Source organism: Providencia sp. PROV004, assembly GCF_011045615.1.
GTDB classification, from domain to species: Bacteria; Pseudomonadota; Gammaproteobacteria; order Enterobacterales; family Enterobacteriaceae; genus Providencia; species Providencia rettgeri.
Genome location: NZ_CP042859.1, coordinates 2,504,516 through 2,528,179, shown reverse-complemented (window position 1 = coordinate 2,528,179; position 23,664 = coordinate 2,504,516). Strand labels below are relative to the sequence as shown.

At 40.3% G+C, this 23,664-nt stretch carries 24 protein-coding genes and 6 pseudogenes; 13 read left to right on the top strand and 17 right to left on the bottom strand.

The annotated features are described in order from the left end of the window. The 5 genes from FVA69_RS11300 to FVA69_RS11280 all read right to left on the bottom strand — a co-directional run bounded on the left by FVA69_RS11300 (window position 1) and on the right by FVA69_RS11280 (window position 5,071). Window positions 1–2,871 carry a phage tail tape measure protein gene (locus FVA69_RS11300; RefSeq protein ID WP_164528855.1) on the bottom strand — a complete coding sequence of 957 codons (2,871 nt, stop codon included), beginning with the start codon at window positions 2,869–2,871 and terminating at the stop codon, window positions 1–3. Beyond that, window positions 2,868–2,933 (bottom strand): GpE family phage tail protein, encoded by a 66-nt coding sequence (locus FVA69_RS21375; protein ID WP_230083332.1) that lies wholly within the window; start codon window positions 2,931–2,933, stop codon window positions 2,868–2,870. Before FVA69_RS21375 ends, FVA69_RS11300 begins: the two co-directional genes overlap by 4 nt. 83 nt (window positions 2,934–3,016) lie before the next feature. After that, window positions 3,017–3,319 carry a phage tail assembly protein gene (locus FVA69_RS11290; protein ID WP_164528854.1) on the bottom strand — a complete coding sequence of 101 codons (303 nt, stop codon included), beginning with the start codon at window positions 3,317–3,319 and terminating at the stop codon, window positions 3,017–3,019. Window positions 3,320–3,379: 60 nt separating this feature from the next. Further along, on the bottom strand, window positions 3,380–3,892 hold the full coding sequence (locus FVA69_RS11285) for a phage major tail tube protein (RefSeq protein WP_164528853.1): 513 nt from the start codon (window positions 3,890–3,892) through the stop codon (window positions 3,380–3,382). A gap of 12 nt (window positions 3,893–3,904) precedes the next feature. Next, window positions 3,905–5,071: a phage tail sheath subtilisin-like domain-containing protein gene (locus FVA69_RS11280; RefSeq protein ID WP_202983378.1), complete on the bottom strand. Its 1,167-nt coding sequence runs from the start codon at window positions 5,069–5,071 to the stop codon at window positions 3,905–3,907. A gap of 158 nt (window positions 5,072–5,229) precedes the next feature. Between FVA69_RS11280 and FVA69_RS11275 the strand changes: the two genes are divergently transcribed. Beyond that, window positions 5,230–6,336 carry a phage late control D family protein gene (locus FVA69_RS11275; protein WP_164528851.1) on the top strand — a complete coding sequence of 369 codons (1,107 nt, stop codon included), beginning with the start codon at window positions 5,230–5,232 and terminating at the stop codon, window positions 6,334–6,336. 45 nt (window positions 6,337–6,381) lie between these two features. Next, the gene (locus FVA69_RS11270) at window positions 6,382–6,630 is read left to right on the top strand and encodes an ogr/Delta-like zinc finger family protein (RefSeq protein ID WP_164528850.1); all 249 of its coding nucleotides are present in this window, start codon (window positions 6,382–6,384) and stop codon (window positions 6,628–6,630) included. A gap of 28 nt (window positions 6,631–6,658) precedes the next feature. On the opposite strand, the gene FVA69_RS11265 is transcribed toward FVA69_RS11270, so the two are convergent. From FVA69_RS11265 to FVA69_RS21370, 3 genes and pseudogenes are all read right to left on the bottom strand, one after another. Next, window positions 6,659–7,687 carry an AlbA family DNA-binding domain-containing protein gene (locus tag FVA69_RS11265; protein WP_198634958.1) on the bottom strand — a complete coding sequence of 343 codons (1,029 nt, stop codon included), beginning with the start codon at window positions 7,685–7,687 and terminating at the stop codon, window positions 6,659–6,661. A 421-nt stretch (window positions 7,688–8,108) separates the two neighbouring features. Further along, window positions 8,109–8,273 (bottom strand): annotated as a pseudogene (locus tag FVA69_RS11260) (phage integrase); the annotation flags it as partial. Window positions 8,274–8,279: 6 nt separating this feature from the next. Beyond that, a pseudogene (locus FVA69_RS21370) lies at window positions 8,280–8,483 on the bottom strand (XRE family transcriptional regulator); the annotation flags it as partial. Between FVA69_RS21370 and FVA69_RS11250 the strand changes: the two are divergent. From FVA69_RS11250 to FVA69_RS21820, 4 genes and pseudogenes are all read left to right on the top strand, one after another. Beyond that, window positions 8,475–8,651 (top strand): annotated as a pseudogene (locus tag FVA69_RS11250) (baseplate assembly protein); the annotation flags it as partial. The pseudogenes FVA69_RS21370 and FVA69_RS11250 overlap by 9 nt on opposite strands. Continuing rightward, window positions 8,636–8,806 (top strand): annotated as a pseudogene (locus FVA69_RS11245) (phage tail protein); the annotation flags it as partial. The pseudogenes FVA69_RS11250 and FVA69_RS11245, both read left to right, overlap by 16 nt. 37 nt (window positions 8,807–8,843) lie before the next feature. Then, window positions 8,844–9,035 carry a hypothetical protein gene (locus FVA69_RS21295; protein ID WP_004910797.1) on the top strand — a complete coding sequence of 64 codons (192 nt, stop codon included), beginning with the start codon at window positions 8,844–8,846 and terminating at the stop codon, window positions 9,033–9,035. A gap of 18 nt (window positions 9,036–9,053) precedes the next feature. Then, complete coding sequence (locus FVA69_RS21820; RefSeq protein ID WP_181937026.1) at window positions 9,054–9,188, top strand: tail fiber assembly protein; 135 nt, start codon at window positions 9,054–9,056, stop codon at window positions 9,186–9,188. A gap of 22 nt (window positions 9,189–9,210) precedes the next feature. Here the strand turns inward: FVA69_RS21820 and FVA69_RS11235 are convergent, their stop codons facing one another. From FVA69_RS11235 to FVA69_RS11225, 3 genes and pseudogenes are all read right to left on the bottom strand, one after another. Continuing rightward, window positions 9,211–10,722: a phosphoethanolamine transferase gene (locus FVA69_RS11235; RefSeq protein WP_164528849.1), complete on the bottom strand. Its 1,512-nt coding sequence runs from the start codon at window positions 10,720–10,722 to the stop codon at window positions 9,211–9,213. A gap of 142 nt (window positions 10,723–10,864) precedes the next feature. Continuing rightward, window positions 10,865–11,263 (bottom strand): annotated as a pseudogene (locus FVA69_RS11230) (phage major tail tube protein); the annotation flags it as partial. 12 nt (window positions 11,264–11,275) lie between these two features. Then, window positions 11,276–11,533: pseudogene (locus FVA69_RS11225) on the bottom strand (phage tail sheath C-terminal domain-containing protein); the annotation flags it as partial. Window positions 11,534–11,897: 364 nt separating this feature from the next. On the opposite strand from FVA69_RS11225, the gene FVA69_RS11220 reads away from it, so the two are divergent. From FVA69_RS11220 to yajD, 3 genes are all read left to right on the top strand, one after another. Further along, a complete protein-coding gene (locus FVA69_RS11220) occupies window positions 11,898–12,875 on the top strand; it encodes a DUF1852 domain-containing protein (RefSeq protein ID WP_004910801.1) in 978 nt (325 codons plus the stop codon). A 29-nt stretch (window positions 12,876–12,904) separates the two neighbouring features. Further along, window positions 12,905–13,936 carry a methionine synthase gene (locus tag FVA69_RS11215; RefSeq protein WP_164528848.1) on the top strand — a complete coding sequence of 344 codons (1,032 nt, stop codon included), beginning with the start codon at window positions 12,905–12,907 and terminating at the stop codon, window positions 13,934–13,936. A gap of 171 nt (window positions 13,937–14,107) precedes the next feature. Beyond that, window positions 14,108–14,455: an HNH nuclease YajD gene (gene yajD / locus FVA69_RS11210; protein ID WP_004910806.1), complete on the top strand. Its 348-nt coding sequence runs from the start codon at window positions 14,108–14,110 to the stop codon at window positions 14,453–14,455. A 79-nt stretch (window positions 14,456–14,534) separates the two neighbouring features. On the opposite strand, the gene FVA69_RS11205 is transcribed toward yajD, so the two are convergent. After that, window positions 14,535–15,116, bottom strand: a complete 582-nt coding sequence (locus FVA69_RS11205) for a YebB family permuted papain-like enzyme (protein WP_123381956.1) — start codon at window positions 15,114–15,116, stop codon at window positions 14,535–14,537. Window positions 15,117–15,210: 94 nt separating this feature from the next. Then, window positions 15,211–16,698 (bottom strand): PLP-dependent aminotransferase family protein, encoded by a 1,488-nt coding sequence (locus FVA69_RS11200; RefSeq protein ID WP_110731923.1) that lies wholly within the window; start codon window positions 16,696–16,698, stop codon window positions 15,211–15,213. 103 nt (window positions 16,699–16,801) lie between these two features. Here FVA69_RS11200 and FVA69_RS11195 point away from each other — a divergent pair, with 103 nt between their 5' ends. Beyond that, a complete protein-coding gene (locus tag FVA69_RS11195; protein WP_184957443.1) occupies window positions 16,802–17,260 on the top strand; it encodes a GNAT family N-acetyltransferase in 459 nt (152 codons plus the stop codon). Between the two features lie 97 nt (window positions 17,261–17,357). Here the strand turns inward: FVA69_RS11195 and FVA69_RS11190 are convergent, their stop codons facing one another. From FVA69_RS11190 to FVA69_RS11175, 4 genes are all read right to left on the bottom strand, one after another. Beyond that, window positions 17,358–17,906, bottom strand: coding sequence for an NADAR family protein (locus FVA69_RS11190; protein ID WP_164528847.1), 549 nt, complete (start codon window positions 17,904–17,906; stop codon window positions 17,358–17,360). A gap of 99 nt (window positions 17,907–18,005) precedes the next feature. Further along, entirely contained in the window at window positions 18,006–18,728 is a 723-nt protein-coding gene (locus FVA69_RS11185) for an amino acid ABC transporter ATP-binding protein (RefSeq protein WP_109912194.1), read from the bottom strand. Next, a complete protein-coding gene (locus FVA69_RS11180; RefSeq protein ID WP_164528846.1) occupies window positions 18,715–19,479 on the bottom strand; it encodes an amino acid ABC transporter permease in 765 nt (254 codons plus the stop codon). Before FVA69_RS11180 ends, FVA69_RS11185 begins: the two co-directional genes overlap by 14 nt. A gap of 65 nt (window positions 19,480–19,544) precedes the next feature. Next, window positions 19,545–20,312 carry a basic amino acid ABC transporter substrate-binding protein gene (locus FVA69_RS11175; RefSeq protein ID WP_109912195.1) on the bottom strand — a complete coding sequence of 256 codons (768 nt, stop codon included), beginning with the start codon at window positions 20,310–20,312 and terminating at the stop codon, window positions 19,545–19,547. A 295-nt stretch (window positions 20,313–20,607) separates the two neighbouring features. Here FVA69_RS11175 and FVA69_RS11170 point away from each other — a divergent pair, with 295 nt between their 5' ends. The 3 genes from FVA69_RS11170 to FVA69_RS11160 all read left to right on the top strand — a co-directional run bounded on the left by FVA69_RS11170 (window position 20,608) and on the right by FVA69_RS11160 (window position 23,640). After that, on the top strand, window positions 20,608–21,516 hold the full coding sequence (locus tag FVA69_RS11170; protein ID WP_117161938.1) for an AEC family transporter: 909 nt from the start codon (window positions 20,608–20,610) through the stop codon (window positions 21,514–21,516). A gap of 119 nt (window positions 21,517–21,635) precedes the next feature. Then, window positions 21,636–23,096 carry an AMP nucleosidase gene (locus FVA69_RS11165; protein ID WP_375372754.1) on the top strand — a complete coding sequence of 487 codons (1,461 nt, stop codon included), beginning with the start codon at window positions 21,636–21,638 and terminating at the stop codon, window positions 23,094–23,096. Further along, window positions 23,077–23,640: a GNAT family N-acetyltransferase gene (locus FVA69_RS11160; protein ID WP_080641505.1), complete on the top strand. Its 564-nt coding sequence runs from the start codon at window positions 23,077–23,079 to the stop codon at window positions 23,638–23,640. Before FVA69_RS11165 ends, FVA69_RS11160 begins: the two co-directional genes overlap by 20 nt. Window positions 23,641–23,664 lie beyond the last annotated feature (24 nt).

Genomic DNA, 23,664 nt, shown 5'->3' with positions numbered 1-23,664 from the left:
TTAGTCCTGATCTTTTAAGCTGGAACGGCGGCGGCTATCGCGTTCACGTAACAAAGTGGTTAATTGCTGTTTCACAATGTCAGCGATTTCTTTTTTATTGCTCATATCAACCCCGTAAAAATTTAACTCAAAAGTATTGTATTCCGGCTGCATGATTTGGCGTTCTGGCCGTGTCGGCGATACTGCTACCGGTACCGCATTTAATTTGGGTTGAATAGGGGCTAACGTATTAATCAACGCATCATTGAATTGTGGGAATAGTGAGGTTTTTCTCGCAGCGATACGGGGCTCTTGATATAGCCCATCAACCGTGGTCACAGCCGGAAAGTTTTTAAACACAATATCGCCGAGTTTATTTCTATCGACACTTTCCGCGGCGTCACTTAATGCAGATTTACTGCCTTTGGCTTTACTCTTTTTCTCTGCGCCGTCATACACCAAGGTACCGTATTTTTCCGCATTTTCTAACGGGTTAACGTCATTGGCTTTTTGTTGTAGCTCGCTGTTTTTTTCTAATTGTTTACCGGCAACGGTGACGCTACTGGTGATTTTACTGGTTGCCTCGGCTTGCTGTTTTTGTGCCTGCTCGTTGGCCTTGGCGGTTTTCCCTGCATAAGCGGAAACGGAGTTCAGTACTTTGAATGGGTCTTTTTCGTTCGGGTCAACCCCCATGGCACGCGCTGCATCGGCGGCAGCTTCGGCAGCGGAGGGGATAACGCCGAGTTTTTCCAGTATCCAGCCTAAGCCCTTGGCGACTTGTTGAATGGGAAAGAATAGGGCGCTGATAGCTTTACCCACTACCTCGCCGAACACTTGGCCGGCTTCGGTACACGATTTCAATTCTTCCGTAGATAATTGAACGGGTGACAATAATTCTTTAAACCAATTCCATACTTTACTAACCGCATTTGAAATGCCGTCGAATATTGGGGCGAACGGTGCAAAGGTGGCACTGAATGCTTGACCGATTGGTGCCAGTGCGGACGTAAAACCATCCCAAAACCCACTGAAAAAAGCTTTAATGGGTTCCCAATATTGATAAATTAATACCCCAGCGGCCACGATGGCGGCAACAAATAAACCCACAGGGCTCAATAGCAAAGAAAACCCACCGCCAATAAGGTTAATGGCATTACTGCCCGCGGCCATTAAGCCACCAAATCCTTGGGCGCCGGTAAGCATAAATAGGCTGAGTCGCATCGCCGCAAACGGCACAATCACCGCGGCAGCGGCAAGGGCTAACGCGCCAAGGGCAGTGACTAAAGTTGCAATAGCAATCCCACCGACAGCAAGGGCTTGCGTCATTTTTGGGTGTTCTTTCATCCACAGGCCAACTTTGCCAATGAAACCTGTCAATGATTGTGTGACACGGCGTAAAGGGGAATCGACATTTTCTTGAATTTCAATGCCGAGATCTTCCCATGCTGATTGCAACTGTTTCAGGTCGCCTTTTAAGTTATCAATCTTAACTTTGGCGTTTTTATCGGCTTCACCCTCGGCGCCCATGTTGGCGGTTTTCAGTGCGTCATAGCGGCCATTCATGACAGCATCAATGACGGCGCCCATACCGACCATCGCCTCTTCGCCGAAAATATCTTTTTTCATGCGAATTTGGCTGGCTTGGTCAAACTTACGCATACTTTTGCCAACGTCTTTTAAGATTTCGTCGGCGTCACGGAGTTTGCCGCTAGCGTCTTTAACACTGATGCCCAGCTTATCAAGGGCGGCTTGGCCTTTGCCGACAGGGGCAACCATACGGGATAAACCGGCGCGGAGTGACGTACCGGCCATGCTGCCTCGAATACCATTATCAGCCATGGTTCCCGCCATTGCGGCCATACTTTCAAGGCTGACGCCAAGTTGCGCAGCAATAGGGCCTGCATAGGTCATGGTTTCACCGAGTTGGCGTAAATCGGTATTACTGCGGGTAAAGGTAGCCGTGAGCACGTCAGAAACGCGGTTCATATCTTCCGCTTTTAATTGAAATTGCGTCAGAACGTTTGAACCAATGTCGGAAGCCTCGCCGAGATCCATATCACCGGCTAACCCCATGTTTAACACGCCGCCCAATGCGGCCTTAATAGCATCCGGTGTAAAACCGGCCATCGCTAAAAACTTTTGGCCAGCCGCAACATCGGTGGAGGTATACGCGGTACTGGCACCCAGTTCTCGTGCTTGCTGACGTAGCATGGTCAGTTGTGGCGAGTTTTTATCTAATCGGGTGAGGGCTTGAACCGTTGACATGCCCTCATCAAAGTCTCGACCAGGAGCCGTGATCCGCGCACCGGCATACAGCGCACCCGCACCGCCTGCGGTAGCAATCGCACCGCCAGTGGCTAATTTATTGCGTAGTTCTTTTGATTTTGCATATTGGCCTTGTGCCCGCGTGACCGCGTTAAGCCGGCGGCGTTGTTCATCTAACTGCCGGTTATAAATTTCGGTGCGTCGGGTGACTTGTGCCGTCGCATCACCGCTTTGTCGTGCTGATACTCCATGACGATAGAGTGACGCTGTCACGTTGTTAAGCTTTTGTTTCTCTTTGTCGAGTGTGCGGCCGTAGCGGTCACGCTCTAACCGTGCAGCGGCCAAAGCTTTCTTTTGCTCTTCGGTTTGTTGTGTCAGCGGTGGGTATTGGTCACGTAACGCTTTAACTTTATTTTTGGCTGTTTCGTAGGCTTGTGAATTTTTATTCACAGAATTAGAAAGCCTTTCGAACGTTTTCGACTGGCTTTGTAAATTACGGATTGAAGCGTGTGTGGCTTTGATTTGAGTTGCTAACCCTGCCGCGCTGCGCTGTGCAGCACTGACAGGGGATGATAACTTATTCGCAGCACTTAACGACACTTTGATATTTAAATTGCGGTCACTCATGATTCATTTCCTGTTCTGGCGGCTGCGCGTTTATGCCATAACAGGATTTCGCCAACCGTCATGGCGTCATATTCAGACGGCGCCCAGTGGAAAACGGTGGCGATATCAGCGATTAACTCATCCGTTTCAATGTTCGGGCACTCAATTACTCGTCCGCGTCGTCTGTCGTCTCTTGCGGGGAGTTCGGTACTAAAAAATTGGCAACACCAGTGGCGAGTGCATTTAATGCAGGGATAGGCAGTTGTATAACATCACGTTCAGTCATACGCGGTGACGTTACACGCGGCAGTAACTTAATCAGTGAATCCACATCAGAGGTCATCACGTCATACAGTTTTAAGCCACGTAAGGCACCAACTTGTTTCATGGTGTCGGTGATGGTGATTTCAGTGACTTCTTGCCCTGACTCTAATTTGATGGGTGCGTCGAATTGAATAACTTCAGCCATGGTTATTATTCCTATTAAAATAAACGTGAAATGGGTGGGTAATGAAGCCCACCGTATTAATTAGTGGCCAATGTTGGCGCGGTGTTTTTCCAGCATGTCTTTGCCGTTGACTTTCCACACCATGTTGAGCAAATCCACCTCAAACGTTTCTTTGTTATTGATGGTGATTTTGCAGTAGGTATTTTTGATGGTGTATTTGTGTTGCGTGTTATCACCGGCTTTCGCACTGCCTAAATCCAATTCAGTGAAACGCCCGCGAGTTTGAATTTCACACGGAACGGATTCACCGGTTGAATCATCGTAGTAAGAACCCGCAAAGCGGAATTGCTTACCGTCAATGGTGGTGCCCCAGCTTTCCAGCAATTCAGATATTAAGCCCCCCATCGAGGCTTCCATATCTAATGCGCCAGAATCAAAGCCCATCATGACAGCGACAGAGCCCACCATACCGGCACCTTGATAATCCTCTGTTTTTAATGACAGTTTTGGCGGGGTGACTTCTTCTACTTGTCCAAGGTAGGTTTGGCCATCAATGTATAGGTCAAACAAAAAGAGTTTTTTAGGCATACCCATAATTCAATTTCCTTATCCCAGTTGGTCAAAAACAGCGAAATACTCGTCAGTGAATTCCTGTGTCAATGTCAGGTTTTCCAGTGGCGGTACGGGGGTGTACTTGTAGCGAATGTGCGCCTTACCATCGCGTAAATTTTCTTTCGGGTTATCCGATGGGTCATACCAACATTGGAACCCTAATAAACGGCCTTGCGTGACGAGTTGTGCGCCTTTGCGGTTGATCCCATCGACAATATCTTTCACCAATGAGGGGGTGAGTGTTTTGTCGATATAGCTAAAATGCGCCTCGGCGATCATTTCAGCCAAGATTTGTGCGGTGCGGGTATACACTTCAAAGGTATAGATTTCTTTGTCGCCGGTGCGATTACCCCAAATGCGGTAGCCATCGCGCTTAATCAGCGTAGTGATTTGGTGGCTGTTTAAATCGTTGGCGTCGGTGTCTTTACCTTGTAATGTCCAGTAAATATCTGCGCTAATACCCAAAACACCATTAACCGGCACGTTAGAAATCGACTTATGCCAGCCTTGTTCCGCATCAATCTTGGCACGCAAGCCAATGGCGTAAGCGGTGGCGGGGATAACTTCGTTTTGGCCACTTTCTTTGTTGTAGGCGATAAATTCAGGGTAGATGATCATCACTTCGCGCTGATTGAAATCCTCGCGGTATTTCTTGGCTTCGGCGATAGTTTTACAGCCGTTGGCGCTGATATAAGCAAAGGCTTTAATTTGCTGAGCAAAAATCGCAAGCTGCATAGCAACCGGCTTGGTGTCCAATTTCGGTACCGCCAAAATACGCGGACGTTCACCGATATTAGCCTCGGCAGTTAGTAAGGCATAAAGGCCAGTATAGCGGCCATCGTTACCCGTGCCACCAATCACTAGTTGGTCTTGGGTCTTTTCGCTGCCTTCTTTCGCTTCGGCAACGCGCACAACCACTACTTTTGGGCTGCATTGGTCATCAATGGCTTTCAATGTGGTGTAAAGCGTACCGGTTTTACCGGCTTTGTTCAGTACCGTTTTAATGCGTGTGACTAATACGGGGGTGTCGAGTGGGAACGCCTCGGGGTCGGCATCTTCTGCGGTGCAGACAATACCAATTACAGAGGTGTCGATATCTCGAATAAGGGTGCTGAGGTCAGTTGTTTCATGGACTTCAACACCGTGATGATATACGGCCATCGTTATTATCTCCTGATGTCTATTTATCTTTATTCTCAGGGATGTTTGATAACAAATCATGCACTTAGGGTTCTCATAGGCACATGAGAACCACGGATGATTGCTCACCTACGCGCGCGACGACAATCTAGGCATATTGAATTGGCTAGGTGGTGAATATGTCTTTTACGGATTGGACAGAGGGGAATTTAGTCAAAGTTCCTGCCTTTGATTTAACGGTCGGTGGCGTGCAGCTCCTCGGCGTCAATGACCGGCTTATGTCATTAACATTAACGGATAATCGGGGTTTTGAGGCTGATACCTTAGAGCTCACTATCGATGATACCGACGGTAAAGTTGCGTTACCGGCGCGTGGGGCTGAGATTTCCGTTTCCCTTGGGTGGCAGGGAGAAGCCTTGGTACATAAAGGGATATATACCGTTGATGAAATTAGCCATTCAGGCCCACCTGACCAAATTACGGTAACTGCCCGTAGTGCGGACTTTCGGCAAGACTTTAACGTCAAACGGGAATACAGCTGGCACGATATCAAAGTTTCTGATGTGGTGAGCGCGATAGCAGGGCGTTATAACCTCAAGCCAGCGGTGAGTAAACAATTGATGCACATTGAGATTGACCACGCCGACCAGACCAATGAAAGCGATATTAGCTTTTTAACGCGCATGGCTGAAATGCTCGGCGCGATAGCCACCATTAAAAATGGCAGTTTATTATTTATCGTGCCTAATCAGGGAGTCACGCAAAGCGGAAAGCCATTGCCCGTCATTACCATTATGCGGGAAAGTGGGGATAGGCATTATTTCAGATTGGCCGACCGGCAAGCGTACACCGGTGTACAAGCCTATTGGCTTGATTTGAACTACGGCAAACAAAAGAAAACCAATCTTAAACGCAAGCAAAAGCCCAAAAAAGAGAAGTCGAGCAAAAAAGAGGGCGATTACATCGAGGGTGCCGAGGGGAACGTTTTTGTGATGCGGCAAACCTTTAAAAACGAGCAGTCCGCTAAACGCGCCGCCGCGGCCAAGTGGTCAAAATTACAAAGGGGTGTGGCAGAATTTAATATCACCTTAGCCGAGGGGCGCGCAGACCTTTACCCTGAAATGCCCGTTACGGTAACTGGCTTTAAACCGACCATTGACAGTCACCAGTGGGTGATTAGCCGAGTGACACACACCATTGATGGGAACGGGTTTATAACTCATTTGGAACTGGAAATAAAAATCAAAGATATTGATATGACGGATGACGAGCAAAACGACGAATAATTGATTATAATAACGGCAGGCATACCCATAACCCAAGGTTATAAAATGGCGTTCAATTGTCCAAAGTGTGGCGCTGTGACTTATACTAAAACCAGTAAATCCATGAGTAGTGAAACCCGCAGAAGTTACCACCAATGCCAAAATTTGTTGTGTGGTTGTTCTTTTACGACAATAACCTCAGTGGAGATCTATCTAACAAAAACAATCCCCCAAGAGCTGCCAGAAGGCTTTGAAATCCCGATGGATAAGTTACCTAGATCGCATCGGGGAGAGAAACAGATGGAGATGTTTTGATGGGCGATCTTTTGTGAGTTAGTAATTATTAATCTTTTTTTATTCTAGAAATAATAAAATCTTGTAAAGCAGGGCCTTGTAGTTTCTGATTAGATCCATTCAATTTAACCCATGTTTCTCCTTTAGGGTTAAAATATACCTTTAACGAGTTGGATTTTGGAGTATATACTTCAACTACATAAGAATTATCACTAGAGGAGTTATCAGCATTAGATACCTTATGGAAGAAAATTTTTATTTTACTTGGATCTATGGCTGGCGCGATTACATGTATTTGGGTGGTAATCATTTTCCTTATATCATCTTTCAACGCTTGTGATAAGGTTAGACTTTTGACATTACCATTATCACAAATCCCCCAAAAAATACTCCCACCTTCGGAATTCAAAAAACCTATAATATATTCAAGAACTACTCTTGAAATTACCTTGGTGGGGTCTTTCCCGTTCACTTCCTTAAATTCAGTTGTTAAGTTTTCTTCTAATGAACATGATTGCCCTTCAATAAAGTTATATCCTTCACAAGGAGGATACTGATTTAGAAATTCTGTACTTAATAATTCACTGTCAGCTTTTTTAACTGCAGATAAGTAATCATTTATATGTTGCTCAACTTGTTCTATAAAATCACCATGGCTAACAAAAAACTGTAAACTAATATAAGTATAATTAATAGAATCATGATTTTTATTTGAATAATATTTTTTTATAGGCTTAATTAAACCATTCAGTAGTGTGCTTACTTTATTTAGATAATCATCAAAAGAATATGGTTTTTTCCAAGAATTAAGATCATAAGAGTCTGTCATTAGTTGTAGATTCATTCCATTATATGATTTGTCAAATATAATCGCAGATAATGAAGGGTAAACATTCTGAGCAGAGCCAATATAATAACTAGAACTCATAGGGAATTCTTCAACTTGAGTACCTTTGAGAATAGGAATAAAATCTTCAGCGTTCTCAATTAATCTTCTCCTTGATGAAAATTCCACATATTTAGATCCTTCAAAAAAAACGGTTATTTTTTCACCCAAACGCTCAAAGTACACAGCCATTTAAACATCCCTTTATCTAGAAATATGTAGCTATTTTATCAACATTCTTTCTGCTAAGTTAGTAAAAATAAAGCCTCTTATCAAAAGAGGCTTTATAAGTGTGGTCAATATGTGGACATCAACCATTGACTAAATCCATTTAAATCAATTGTTTAAATCACTTTTAGAACGCCGCACTTAGCGCCTTTGATTACCTAATCCGCACAAGTACCAGAACCGCTGAATAGGTGTAATTTACTTTATATTCAGTGAGTTGTAGTCAAAAGGCACTCGGGGGCGAGTGCCTTTTTTTTGTGCATAATCTGTACAAAAAAGGCTCAAAAGTGCCTAAAAGTGTTCAAGTGTGGACAATTTGTGGATATGCAAAAGTTAAATTTGTATTGCTTTTCGTCCTCAAAATCATCCTAAAACGAACAACCTATTAAGCTAACTCTGTTCCTCCTTTTAATGGGTTGTATGTAATCGCATCTTGAAGAAAGTCCGGTGCAAAGTGTGCGTAGGTCAGGGGTTGCTGTAATGTTGAGTGCCCTAAGATCCTCTGCAAAGTAATAATACTACCGCCATTCATCATAAAATGGGTTGCGAAAAATTGTTAACTAGTTTTCTTGTCTGAGTGGGGTGAGCCTGAATTTTCGTGCCTAGTGTGGGCTAAAGCCGGTGCGATTTGGCCAGTTTCGGGATTCACCTCATCGAACATGAACCAATCTCGGTATTTTCTAAATCGGGAGCGCTTAAAGAATTTCATTGCAGACTCCAATGATATTTTAGTTTTTCCACTTTCATATCCATGATAGGTAACGATTTGAGTTTGTTACCCGCATCGGATGTGGTCGAGTTATTAGATTATGAGGTGCTATTCGCCGAGCGAAAAGCCGCGTTAATCGCTGCTATGCTAGTAGAGCAGCGGGAAACGATTGCACGTACATTGGACTTAGAATCTGAGCCGTTAACCAAGTTATTGCGGAACAAGTGATCCCCGAAAATGAGGGCGGTTGGTGGATGAGGGAAATTGGTTTGTTTGATAAATCGGGGTTATTGGTGGTCGTGGCGAATTGCCCTGAAACTTATAAACCATTATTGGCCGAGGGCTCAGGTCGCACGCAAACTATCCGTATGATTTAGTGCTGAGATTGAAAGTGACTTAAAAGGCGTTTGGGTGTTCCAGTCTACTTATGATGAGTTTACAAAAACCGAGAAATTAGGTTTCAAAGTTATACAAAACTTTAACCGATTCCCAGAATGGAAAGAACTTGGAGCGACTGAATTGAAAGAAAAAGAAGTTTACATAGCTAATAAATGTAAAGTTAAATTGATCAATCATGCAGATAAGATCATAACTCCATTATAAGATACATTAGATTTAGGGATTGCTTTAGAAAGTGAGAAATTACAATTAAGCGCCTGGAAAAGATATCGAGTAATATTAAATCGAGTAGAGATTTCAACTGCGTCGGATATTATTTGGCTAGTTTATCCGTCATATTTTAAGGATGCCTTATGAGTGAAGGCATCCCATTTTATTCTTATTTGGAATAATCATCGGGTAAATCATCAAACATGCGATGATTTCTATTAAAATCAATTATGATATTTTGGTTAGGGCAATCATTTTTAGACAACATATCACAATTACTTTCAATATTACTTTCTTCTATTCCGGTCCACTGAGAAAATAAAGACATAAAACTTAGCCCACTACGACGGCTGTTTATTATTTCTTTATGCTTAGAATTATAAGATGTGATGAAAAAAGGCACTTCATAGTTCTGCTTGTACTTATCACTATGTGCCAATTCATTTTTGTCATATGTTAAAGATAACGCATGATCAGAAAAATACATCATTGACCATTTTGATTTAGTTTTACTTAAGTCAGAATATATTTCTGATAACAATTTATCTGTATTTTTTATACTCTGGACATAACAAGAGAATTTTTTATTCTGATAAAAATGATCAAACTGCTCCTCTGTTCTGGTACAAAATGGCGTATGACTTCCCATAAGATGAACAACAATAAGTTTTTTAGGTACTTGGGACTTCAAAGCCAATTTAAATTCTGGTAACAATGCATCGTCTGGAGAGACTGATTTATCATCTGAACTTCTTCTTTTAATAAAAAAACTATTGTTTGCTCTTCGTCCAATAGCGGCAACTGAGCCGTCATATTCACCCACAAATCCTTGATTAGATAACCAGTATGTATCAAAACCTGCTTTGTTAGCTAATGTCATGATGTTATTACCGATTTCAGGATATAAGGATAAGCTATGCGTTAAAGAAGGTTGTGTCGAACTCGCTGCAGAAGTGTAGTTAGTAAAAAAAGTCCCATTGATGGAGCTCATAAATGGTGTGTTCTGTATTTTAAAACCGTATTCTTGCATAAAATCTTTTCGGACACTTTCACCAATAACAATAACGTAAGTATCATATTGGTTATTAACGTCAGTGATTTTAAAAGTGTCATCACTTGTATATAATTCAACCTCATTGATTAAGGAATAAATAGAATAAATGAGCTCTGTAAAAAAATGAGTTTCTGGTGTTCCTGAATTAGCCGCTCTCTCATATTTACCACTTAAAGCATATTTTGAGGGAGTGAAGAAAAAAACCACCATTACGATACTTAGTATTGTCTTTTTATGATAATTCATCGAATTGGCTTTAATAAAGCTAACTAAAGTTCCAAAAGCGAGTATTAAGATAGAATAAATAAAATATTTATTATCTATATTTGATATAAATTCTCGTGATTCTTGTATGTCGGTATAATAAAAGGAAGCAACTGTATTATATGTAGGGGAGCCATAGATCAACCCGACAGGTAAATAAATAGCAGCTAAAATAGTGAAAAATAAAACAATAAAACGGTAGATACTATTTTTCACATAAAGCAAACCAATGCTTATGAAAAATATATACAGCGGCTTGAATGGATAGCCCATTACCTTGTGTAATATAGAAAAGAGAAAAAATAATGCGATAAACTTCAGCATTATTTTGCTTAAAATTACATTTTGTATTTTCTGGATCATAACTAGCTTTTTAACAATTCAGTCTTAATTTTTGCCGCGTAGATTAGCACAAATAGAGTAAACGAAACATAACAATAGGATTGAATTTTTGATATTATCAGAAAAATTTATCATTGATTGAGCTATGTCACTCATTATAAAGTTCTATATCATGGCTATGCTCATGGTTGTTTGTGTTATCGCCGGCTTTCGCACTGCCGAAATCCAATTCAGTGAAACGCCCGCGAGTTTGAATTTCACACGGAACGGATTCACCGGTTGGATCATCGTAGTAAGAGCCAGCAAAGCGGAATTGCTTACCGTCAATCGTCGCGCCCCAACTTTCTAATAATTCCGACATTAGGCCACCCATAGAGGCATCCATATCTAATGCGCCAGAATCAAAGCCCATCATGACAGCAACGGAGCCCACCATACCGGCACCCTGATAATCCTCCGTTTTTAATGACAGCTTTGGCGGGGTGACTTCTTCTACTTGTCCAAGGTAGGTTTGGCCATCAATGTATAGGTCAAACAAAAAGAGTTTTTTAGGCATACCCATAATTCAAATTCCTTAGCCCAGTTGGTCAAAAACAGCGAAATACTCGTCAGTGAATTCTTGCGTTAATGTCAGGTTTTCCAGTGGCGGTACGGGGGTGTACTTGTAGCGAATGTGCGCCTTACCATCGCGTAAATTTTCTTTAGGGTTATCCGATGGGTCATACCAGCACTGGAAGCCCAATAAACGGCCTTGCGTGACGAGTTGTGCGTCTTTGCGGTTGATACCATCCACAATATCTTTTACCAATGAGGGCGTGAGTGTTTTGTCGATTTTTCTATATGTACTAAATAAATTTATTTCACTGACCAATGTTTAAGTCTTCGTGTCGAGTATTCATCCCCTCTAGGAAATTGTCCATATAATACACTTAATGCTATGAATTATAATGAAAAATAATATTTCTTAGTTCTCTGTCACATAATTAAAATAAGTGAAATAAATGATCATGAAAATCGTTCATGTTTGAAATGAAATTAAGTCGCTTTCACTCAATCAACAGCTCTGGCATAAATTAGACAACGCAAACAAATTAACGTATTTACAACATAAAGATTGATGAATGGACAACTAAAACTTCTAGAAAATCAAGAAGTCAATTGAGTTTCCATCTTGGAATTTAGGGTGTGACGAGACGATGAACAAAAATTTTACATTTACGATTAAAAGTAGTCTTTTTGACGAAAATTATAATCCTTCTGAAAATACACGTATTACAACTAACTTTGCTAATTTAGCCAGAGGGAAAAATCGCCAAGAAAATTTGCGTAACACGCTTGTCATGATGAACAACCGTTTCAATACATTAGCTTACTGGGATAACCCTAAAAGTGACCGTTACTCTATCGAACTTGAAATTATTTCTGTTGAGATGAGTGTTGAAGGGAATAGTAATACCTTTCCTGTGATTGAAATATTGAAAACCAATATTGTTGATCACAAAACAGGCAAACGTACTGAGGGCATAGTTGGAAATAACTTTTCATCTTATGTGCGTGATTATGATTTTAGTGTTTTATTGTTAGACCACAATAAAGACCAAGCAAACTTTAGTATTCCAGAAAATTTTGGTGACTTACATGGGAATATCTTTAAATATTTTGTTAATTCTAGCGAATACAAAACCCATTTTAGTAAGGCGCCAGTCATTTGTTTAAGTGTCTCAAATAAAGATATTTATCATCGTACGGGTAATCAACACCCTGTACTAGGTATTGAATATCAGCAAAATGGGGCTTCATTAACGGATCAATATTTTAAAAAGATGGGATTACAGGTTCGTTATTTTATGCCTCAAAACAGTGTTGCACCGCTGGCATTTTATTTTACGGGAGATTTGCTGAGCGATTACAGCAATATTGAATTAATTAGCACGATTAGCACGATGGAAACATTCCAGAAAATTTATCGTCCGGAGATTTACAATGCGAACTCCGTTGCGGGACCATGCTATCAACCGAGTTTGACGAACCAAGATTATTCATTAACAAAAATTGTTTATGACCGCGAAGAACGTAGCCGATTGGCTATTGAGCAAGGGAAATATACGGAAGAACACTTTATTGAACCCTATAGGCATATTCTAGAGCAATGGTCTGCTAACTACGCGCTTTGATTAATTATAAATATTTAAGGTCAATTATTATGAAAACATTATTACCAACATCTACCGCGGGTAGCTTACCAAAACCTTCTTGGCTTGCTGAACCTGAGACGCTTTGGTCTCCTTGGAAGTTGCAAAATGAAGAGCTCATTGAGGGAAAACAAGACGCACTGCGCTTATCCCTTGAAGATCAACTGCGTGCTGGAATTGATATTGTTAGTGACGGTGAGCAAACACGTCAGCACTTTGTGACGACATTTATTGAGCATCTCAGCGGTGTTGATTTTGCAAAGCGTGAAGTGGTTAAAATTCGCGATCGTTATGATGCAAGTGTGCCAACGGTGGTTGGCGCGGTTGAACGTCAAAAGCCTGTTTTTGTCGAAGATGCTAAATTTTTACGTAAGCTAACGAACCAGCCGATAAAATGGGCGCTTCCTGGACCAATGACGATGATTGATACCCTGTATGATAATCATTACAAAAGTCGTGAAAAATTGGCGTGGGAATTTGCTAAGATTTTGAACCAAGAGGCAAAAGAGCTTGAAGCGGCGGGCGTTGATATCATTCAGTTTGACGAGCCAGCTTTTAATGTATTCTTTGATGAAGTGAATGATTGGGGCGTAGCCGCGTTAGAAAGAGCCATTGAAGGGCTGAAATGCGAAACTGCGGTTCATATCTGTTATGGATACGGCATCAAAGCTAATACTGATTGGAAGAAGACGTTGGGCTCTGAGTGGCGACAATATGAAGAGGCTTTCCCAAAACTACAAACCTCGAATATCGATATTATCTCTTTGGAATGCCATAACTCCCATGTTCCAATGGATTTGATTGAGCTTATTCGCGGTAAAAAAGTGATGGTGGGGGCGATTGATGTAGCCAGTAATATTATCGAAACACCAGAAGAAGTCGCCAATACGCTACGTAAAGCACTGCAATTTGTGGATGCAGATAAACTTTATCCATCAACAAACTGTGGGATGGCGCCGTTATCTCGTCGTGTCGCAACCGGTAAACTCAATGCATTAAGTGTGGGTGCTGAGATTATCCGCAGAGAATTGTTGAATAAGTAATCTAAGTATAAATTAACGGATAAAAGGACCCAGAATTGATGAGGTGCCCTATAAAATTGGGACTTCATGATATCTGGGTTTTTTGTTGCATTGAGTTTCTTTTTTTGTTCTGACTTGAGGTATATTAGGCGTATTATTTCAAAATTACGATCTTCAATAGGAATATTGGCAATGGCTTTGATCCCTAAAAACTATGCGCGATTGGAAAGTGGCTATCGTGAAAAAGCACTTAAGATTTATCCATGGGTTTGTGGGCGCTGTACCCGCGAGTTTGTGTATTCAAATTTGCGTGAATTAACCGTTCACCATATCGACCATGATCATACTAATAACCCCGAAGATGGCAGCAATTGGGAACTATTATGCCTATTTTGCCATGATCATGAGCATTCGAAGTACACAGAGGCTGAGATGTATGGCACTAATGTTGTTGCAGGGGAAGATGCGCAAAATGATGTTGAAGCAGCAACCTATAACCCATTTGCTGATTTAAAATCAATGATGAATAAGAAAAAATAAGTATCATTGCAGACTCAGGCTGTTGTATTTAAAGGCACTCTATCGAGTGCTTTTTACGTATTTAAATCCATATTGGTTATTAATGAATATCCTCATGACTACGATATACGAGTGATAGTTCAGGGTGATTCCATAGGCTTGCGGGCGTCACTGTAGTGCGTTTCCATGGGATATGACCAATAAACCAAAGTTTCCAGAAATTTAATTTTGCACTCGGATTTTTAGTTAATAATTCTTCAAAGGTTTCAATTTCGCCAATTTGGATTGATAACGCAGATTGGTAAATATCAAAAACAAACTTAGAGCAAAACTGCCTAGGTGAATTGTAATTAAACCCGGTGTGGTAAAATTTGTTTAAGCGAGCAGGAACTTCAGCGACTAATGCTGATTTTTGTTCATGGGTTAGTGTATGAGCAAATCGACGTACACTGTAACGATTACCAGATGAACGGGAAATAAAGCGAGATAAGGTTGTGGTTGTTGAAAGCGGAACACGACTTTCTGCAATCAAATAGTCTTCGCCATTATGGCCGACAATCATGCCAACATGGTTACTCCAACATAAAGATGCTGAGGCTATTTGGCGAAATAATTCGCTCCCAATACTGGTAAAGACAACATCGCCAACTTCGTACTCATGTGGATAATTTATTTTTGTCATAAAAGTACCTCAATATAAACAATGCTATTAAGGTACAGTTATAAAGATTAGAAAAATTTCTAGCTATCGGATAAAAGCTGAAAATCATTTTTGTTTAACTAGGGTATATTTTACTCAATTGTTCGCTAAGTAGTTTTACGTTGCTAATTATCTCGTTTTCACCATGAGCAGCGTAGCCAAATAGAATCGCATTTTGGTGAGCACTCTGAATGCAGTAACGCGATAGCGGTTGTGCACCAAAGCCTAACAGACGGCATTGGTTAAGGATCAGGTTAATATCATAACCATCTTTAACCCAACAAACGGTATGAATGCCTGAGTCTGTCATTTGTACATCAAATATATGCGGGAGATAATGGTTGATGGCATTGATAAACGTATTTTGTCGGTCGTAACATATCTTTCGTATTTTTCTGACGTGGCGTGCATAGTGGCCTTCTTGGATAAATTGCGCTAAAGCTGCCTGCTCTAAATAACTACAGTGGCTATCACTATAATATTTCATCATGGTGAATGCCTCACTCAGAATTTCTGGCACAATTAAAAAACCTAAACGAAAACCGGGATACATCATTTTAGAGAATGTCCCTGCATAAATAACACGTTGATGATTATCTAAGCCTTGTAAGGCTTGAATAGGTTTTGATAGAAAACGAAATTCACTGTTATAGTCATCTTCAAAAACCCATGCATTATTTTGTTGTGCCCAATCCAATAATGCTAAACGTCTCGGTAAGCTGAGAGTGGTGCCGAGAGGAAACTGGTGAGAAGGCGTGGTGTAAATTAATTTTGCTGTTTCATGATGTTTTGCACCGTATACAATATCCATTCCTTCTCTGTCAGATGGAATAGCGGCAATCTCAGCACCTGCTGCGGTTAAAATAGCTCTCGCACTATCATAGCCAGGGTCATCTAACCATACTTTATCCCCTTGTTGTAATAAGACTTTTGCAGCTAAGTTAATAGCTTGCTGTGTTCCATTGACAATAATAATTTGTTGCTGTTTACAATGAACTCCGCGAGTAGAACGAACGTAATCGACTAATAAATTTTTAAGCGGGGTATACCCATCAGGGTGATTAAAATGCGTAATTGTATGTTTAGATTTACGCCAAACTCGGCCTAATAATCTACCCCATAATTCATGTGGAAATTGGTCAACACAGCCAATACCAATATTAAACATTGAGTTCTTATCGGTATTCGGCCGTGAGTTTTTCCATAAATTTGTTAAAGTAGAAACTCTAGGGTTCAGATTTAATGCAGGGTATCCAGATTGGTCACGCTGTTTAGTACTACTTATAGTGCCAACTAATTCATCAGGAATATGGGGTGACACATAAGTTCCTGAGCCTTTTTTAGAGTAAAGATACCCTTCATCAATTAATCGTTCAAACCCAGCAATAACTGAATTTCGCGAGATTGACATCATTTCTGCTAATGCTCTCGATGAGGGTAGTTTAACACCGGCAGCAATACGTCCATCTAAGATAGCGTTACGTATTGTGTGATAAACATTTTCCTTAATGTGTCCATCTTCAAGTAAAAGTAATGGGAACTGCGCATGTTGTTGGCGTCGCATAAAGTGGTTCCTAAATAAATAACAAAAGTGTCTCTTATACAGGGCCAGATTGCTATGTACTATAACTCCATTATGTAATATGTCTACAAATGGAAGGGTTATTATGAGTAAAACAACATTATCAGTTACCGTAGAATTTGTTGCTCCAGAACATTATCCTGCATGGTTAGTGTACTGGCTGGAATATCAAAAATTTTATCGAGTAGATTTAAGCGAAGAAATTACCCTAAAAGCATGGGAGCGCTTTTTTGATGAAAATGAACCGATGTATTGTGCGGTTGCGCTTGAAGGTGGAAAAGTTGTTGGTTTTGTGAATTATTTATTTCACCGTTCAACATGGGCAGAAAATGATTTTTGTTACCTAGAAGATTTATATGTGACACCAGAAATGCGCGGGCGGCATGTAGGAAAACAATTAATTGAATTTGTACATGCACAAGCACAAGAAAAGCAATGTGGCCGCTTATATTGGCATACACAGGAAACCAATTTACGAGGTCAAAAATTGTATAATTGGGTAGCAGAAAAGCCAGGGGTAATTGAATATAGAATGCCTTTGTAATAAAACGCAGTAGCATATCCTATATTCAGTAACCTATCGATAGGCCCGTTGTTTAGTCACAACGGGTTTTTTGTTTTTATCAGAAAATAAGCAAAAATTAGGCAGTTAGATTGGCTAACTGACTTCTAACATCCATTAATGCAAAACCGAGCAGATTTAACCCTTTCCATGTTAATGGGTTTTCAATATTTTCAGCATCTTCGGCAAGGCCTATTCCCCAAATTTTATCAACGGGGCTAGCTTCAACCAGAACACGTTCGTTTGTGGCAAGTAAAAACTGCTTAATTTCTTTATTTTGAGAAAATTTGGCCATATTCGCCGCAACAACAATGGTAAAACGGTTTTCATCCCATATATCTTGTTTAAACCCACGAACCTCACGGCCAAATGCTTTAGCTGCACCAGGATTTGGTGCATGAATAATTTTATCCAATGTTTCTAAATCACCAAATAAGCGTGCTTTTTCTGCCATCATAAAATGCTCTGCGCTAGCAAAATGGTGATTATCGACAATAAATGGGGAAGGGTACCACTGGCTGAAACAGCTTTTTGTAATTTGGTTTTGCTTGGTTTGATGACCCCAGAAGAAAACATATTTAAATTTTTTCCCTGAGCGGTATTGTTTACAGAGGCTTTTGATATCCATAACTTAAGTTTTATTAAGGAATAATATTCTTAGCTTATCGATAATAAAAAGATTTGGATATCAGAAAAACCTGCTTAGCCTACTAAGCAGGTAATAAAATTAAAGTACTTTACTTAAAAACTCCGCAGTTCGTGGGTTTTTAGGTGCAGTAAAGAGTTGTTCTGGTGTGCCTTCTTCTTGAATTATGCCTTGGTCAATAAACATAACGCGGTCAGCAACTTCACGTGCAAATCCCATTTCATGGGTGACGATAACCATCGTCATACCTTCATTCGCTAGGGTTTTCATCACAGAAAGTACCTCCCCAACTAATTCAGGGTCAAGCGCAGACGTCGGTTCATCAAATAACAAAATGGACGGTTGCATTGCTAAGGCCCGGGCAATAGCAACACGTTGCTGCTGCCCACCGGATAAACTGGCAGGCCATGCATCAATTTTATCTAACAGCCCTACTTTGGTTAGGAGCTGTTCAGCTTGTTTAAGTGCCAGTTCCTTTTTTATTCCTTTTACTAAGGTTGGTGCCATCATTAAATTTTCTAACACGGTCATATGGGGGAATAAGTTAAAACGCTGAAACACCATCCCCACATTTTCTCTCATTTTATTTAAATCGGTTTTAGGGTCATGAACGTTAAAACCGTTAACTTGTATTTCACCGCCATCTGGGCGTTCTAGTGCGTTTAAACACCGTAAGAAGGTACTTTTGCCTGAGCCAGAAGGGCCTATGACACAAATCACTTCTTGAGGTTTAACTTCGCAAGAAATACCTCTAAGTACATGAGCATCGCCAAATTTCTTTTGTAAATTATTAACGTAAATCACTTCTGCCCAACCTTCTTTCCATATATTGCACCAGCTGAGCAAGTATAAATGTCAGCATCCAATAAATCACAGATATCGTTAAGTAGGGTTCCCAATAAGTTGCATAAGCACCGGATACCGTTCTCGCTGCATAGGCGAGATCAGCTAAGCCAATTGCGGAAGCAAGGGAGGAATCCTTAACAATCGCGATGGCATTATTTCCAAGCGGGGGAAGGATACGACGAAAAGCTTGTGGAAGGATCACTTTACGCATTGTTTTTGCCCAACTCATACCAAGCGCACGCGAGGCTTCTATCTGCCCTTTGTCAATAGATTGAATGCCCGCACGAAAAATTTCAGAAACATAAGCCCCTGAGTTTAAAGTGATTGCAATGACACAAGATAAAAATGCACCGTAATCGGAGCGGAGCATTTTAGCCGTATCAATAGACATTATCCCTGAGGTAACAAATAGGCCATCACGCGGGTTAATAAATAGTGGAACTAAGGCAAAGTGAACAACCATTATTTGAACAAATAGCGGAGTACCACGAAAAGCACTGACATAGAAGCGAACAGGCCACTGCACAAAATAATGTAAAATCGGTTTCCAAATTCCTTGCTCAGCTTTGGCAGTTCTTCCTAAGCCGAGAGTTAACCCCCATAATGAGCCTAAAATAACGCAAATGATGGTTGCTTTTATCGTCATCATTGCGCCTTCAGCAAATAATGGAGCATATTCTTCAATTATTTCCCAACGAAACGCAGACATCTTAATTTTCACCCTGATTTATAACATGAAAAAGCCATCTAAGGATGGCCTTAAGTTAGATTTAATTATTGTTTTGGTAATTGAGGAACGTTTTCATCAAACCATTTTTGATAAATTTTATTGTAAGTACCGTCTGCAATAATTTTTTCTAAGCCATTATTTATTTTTTGCTGTAATTCGCTATTTCCTTTTGCGACAGCAATACCAAAATATTGTTTTTCGAAGTGGTTATCGTAGATCAGTTTAAATTTTTTCTCTGGGTGCGTTTTTATGTAATATTTAATCACACCAACATCACCAACAGCTGCATCAATACCATCTTCAAATAGCTCTTGTAATAAAAGCGGTGTATTGTCGAAACGTTTAATTGATGTACTGTTTTTTCCGATTACATCAGAAACAACAATGTCACCTGTGCTGGAGTTGACGACACCTACATTCAGCTCTTTTAAGCTATTTAAATCTTTTACATCAGATGTTTCGCTGATAACGATCGCTTGCTCAGCAGGGAAATAGGGATTAGAAAAATCAACCATATTTTTGCGTTTATCGGTAATTGTAATCCCCGAAATTAAAATATCCCTATCACCTGACGATAAAGTCGCAAAAATCCCTTCCCAAGGAGTATTGACAAGTTTAACGTCAAAACCTTCTGCTTCCGCGATGGCTTTAATTATATCAATATCAAAGCCTTCGAGTTGTTTTTGGCTATTTTCATATTCGAATGGACGGTAAGTCCCACCAGCACCAACCGTATAGCTTTCTTTTGCGTAAACATTCCCGGCGAAGGCTGCCAATGACATACAGCCAGCAAAAACTAATTTTTTAAACATACCAACCTCTTTAATTATGCATTTATAGTGAATAAAAATACATAATATTGTTGTGGTAAGCAAATGATTTTTATATGCCTAAGTGAGATAATTTTAGGGTTCAGTTTTTGTGTGGAAAAATATTTATTTAAATATAAACGAGAAATAATCGATTAAATCTTGGTTGATGGAACAATAAATTAGAGAAAAGGCCAAATATTGAAATAGAGCTTTTTTTACCTATCCATCACAAAAACTTAACGATAGACTAATTAATATACTTAGCTAATACTCAAATAAAACAGATTACGTTCTCATGGATAAGATTTTATTAGTTTTATGGCCATTATTTTCTCTAATTGCAATGGGGTTTGTATTACGCCGTTCGACAATAGTTGGCACTGATTTTTGGCCGAGTGCTGAAAAGTTAAACTATTACATTTTATTCCCTGCATTATTAATCAACAGTTTAGCAATAGCACCATTGGATAACCCTAAATTACCCTATTTAGCGAGCGCCATTCTATGTGTTTTAGCGATTAGTTCTGCGTTAGTTCTTGGTTGCAAATATTTATTCAAAATTCCTATCCCACGATTTGGGGCTCATATCCAAGGAATTACGCGTTTTAATACTTATTTAGGGCTGGCCATTGTTGCAGATTTATTTGGTAAAGAAGGAATTGCTATTGCTGCAGTCATTATGGCTGTTTTAGTGCCAAGCTGTAATGTCATAGCTGTACTTTCATTATCTTCTGGGCAAAAAGTCTCCGTTAAGCAAATTTTATTGCCGATCATAAAAAATCCATTAATTATTTCTTGTGTTGTGGGAGTGTTATTAAATATATCGCCTGTGGGGTTACCGTTTGGATCTGATCAATTTTTAAAATTACTCGCAGCCGCTAGTTTACCACTAGGCCTAATCTGTATTGGGGCCGCATTACAAACCTCAACGTTGAGAAGTGAATTTAAACCCATCATGACATCGACACTGTTACGCTTACTTCTTATGCCTATTTTAGCGGTAACAGTAGCGAGTTTATTTTCGTTGCCAAATCTTGAAACAACCCTATTAGTGCTATTTTTTGCTATTCCCACTGCACCAACCGCTTATATTTTAACGCGCCAGTTAAATGGAGATAGCCAGTTAATGGCAGGTATAATAACCTTACAAACCGTGGTTGCTGTGTTCACATTACCCATTGTTTTATCCTTTGTAGTACATTAATTGTGAATATATTAATTGTGGGATAAGCACATTAGTCTCGATATATTTTGCAACTATCACACTGATACTCTATGTTATCGGAGATGATTTTATCTGATGATAAGGAGTTGTGTGTGTCTTTGGAAAAATGCCAGAAATATGAAAACTTATCTATTGAAGATGTTTTGGATAAACTTTCGTTGTTATATAGCAATGCGATAGATTCATTAAGGGACGCTATCGCTATTTATGTAAAAGAAGGCCGCATACCAGATATTACAGAAAGGGAAAATGGGTTATTCGCTTACCCCGAGCTATGTGTAACATGGGAAGGAAAAATCGATCATTGTGAAAAAACACGTGCTTATGCTCGCTTTGTTAAACGAGGCGATTACACCATTACGGTGACGCAGCCAGATTTATTCCGTGCCTATTTAGTTGAACAGCTGTCTATTTTGCAACAGGATTATGATGTTACTTTTGCTGTTCGCCCTTCAAAAATTGAAATTCCTTATCCTTTTGTCATTGATGGGTCAGACTTAGTGTTGGATAGGAGTATGAGCAGTAATTTAGCTGCATATTTTCCTATAACCGATTTATCTCACATTAGTGATGATATTACCGATGGCTTGTATTCTGCTACGGATGAAATGCCACTGTCCCATTTTGATGCATTACGTGTGGATTTTTCATTAGCACGTTTGAAACATTATACCGGAACCCCACCTGAGCATGTTCAACCGTATATTTTGTTCACCAATTATAACCGTTATGTTGATGAGTTCGTGAATTGGGCATGTGAACAGGTACGAGATCCTGAAAGTCGTTATATTGCATTATCTTGTGTAGGGCATAATTATTTAACCGCTGAAAATGCAGACCCGCAAATTGCCACTTCTGATTTAACATGGAAAAAATTTCAAATGCCTGCATATCATCTAATCGCTAGGGATGGTGCAGGGATTACTATAGTGAATATCGGTGTTGGGCCTTCAAATGCAAAGAATATTTGCGACCATTTAGCGGTTTTACGACCACATGCTTGGTTGATGATAGGCCATTGTGGTGGATTAAGAGAAAGCCAAAAAATTGGTGATTATGTTTTGGCACATGCTTATTTGCGTGATGACCATATTCTTGATGATGTATTACCGCCAGATATTCCTATTCCAAGTATTGCAGAAGTCCAACGCGCGCTGTATGACGCAACGAAACAAGTTAGTAATATGCCTGGGGAGTTGGTAAAGCAACGGCTACGAACAGGAACCGTTGTTACAACAGATGATAGAAACTGGGAATTACGCTTTTTTGCAACGGCTCGCCGCTTTAGTTTAAGTCGCGCTGTTGCAGTGGATATGGAAAGTGCCACAATCGCAGCACAAGGTTATCGTTTCAGGGTTCCCTACGGTACGCTTTTATGTGTTTCGGATAAACCTTTGCATGGTGAGATTAAATTACCGGGCCAAGCAAACAGTTTCTATGAAGGTGCAATTTCTGAACACTTACAAATAGGTATTCGTGCTATTGATTTATTGAGGCAAGAAGGGGATAAATTACATTCAAGGAAATTAAGAACGTTTGATGAACCCCCATTTAGATAGCAAGGAGATGCAATCAATGGCTGTAATACCTGAGCTTGAGACAGACAGATTAATATTAAATAAACACCAAGTGAGTGATTTTCCTGCACTTGCGAAGTTATGGGCGACCGAGTCGATGGTTCGCTACATTGGCGGTATGCCATCTAGCGAGCGCGAGTCATGGATGAGAATGTTAGCTTATGGTGGCTTATGGCCATTATTAGGTTTTGGTTATTGGGCTGTCCGCGAAAAGGTGAGTGGCCAATATATTGGTGATTTGGGGTTTGCAGATTTTCATCGTATGGTCGAGCCGCAAGTTAAAGGCATTCCGGAAGCGGGCTGGGTCATTGCACCTGAATATCAAGGAAAAGGTTATGCAACAGAAGCGATGCAGGCTGCATTGTCTTGGCTAATAAAAGAAAATAAGTTTCGGCAATCTATTTGTTTTATTGAGCCGAGGAATTTAGCATCTTTACGCGTGGCTGAAAAATTGGGTTACGTAGTTGACCGTGAGATATTTATGAATGGCACGATCACGGTACTATTACGGCAACAATTAGCTTGAGTTGTGAATGTTAGAGCGGGTTAT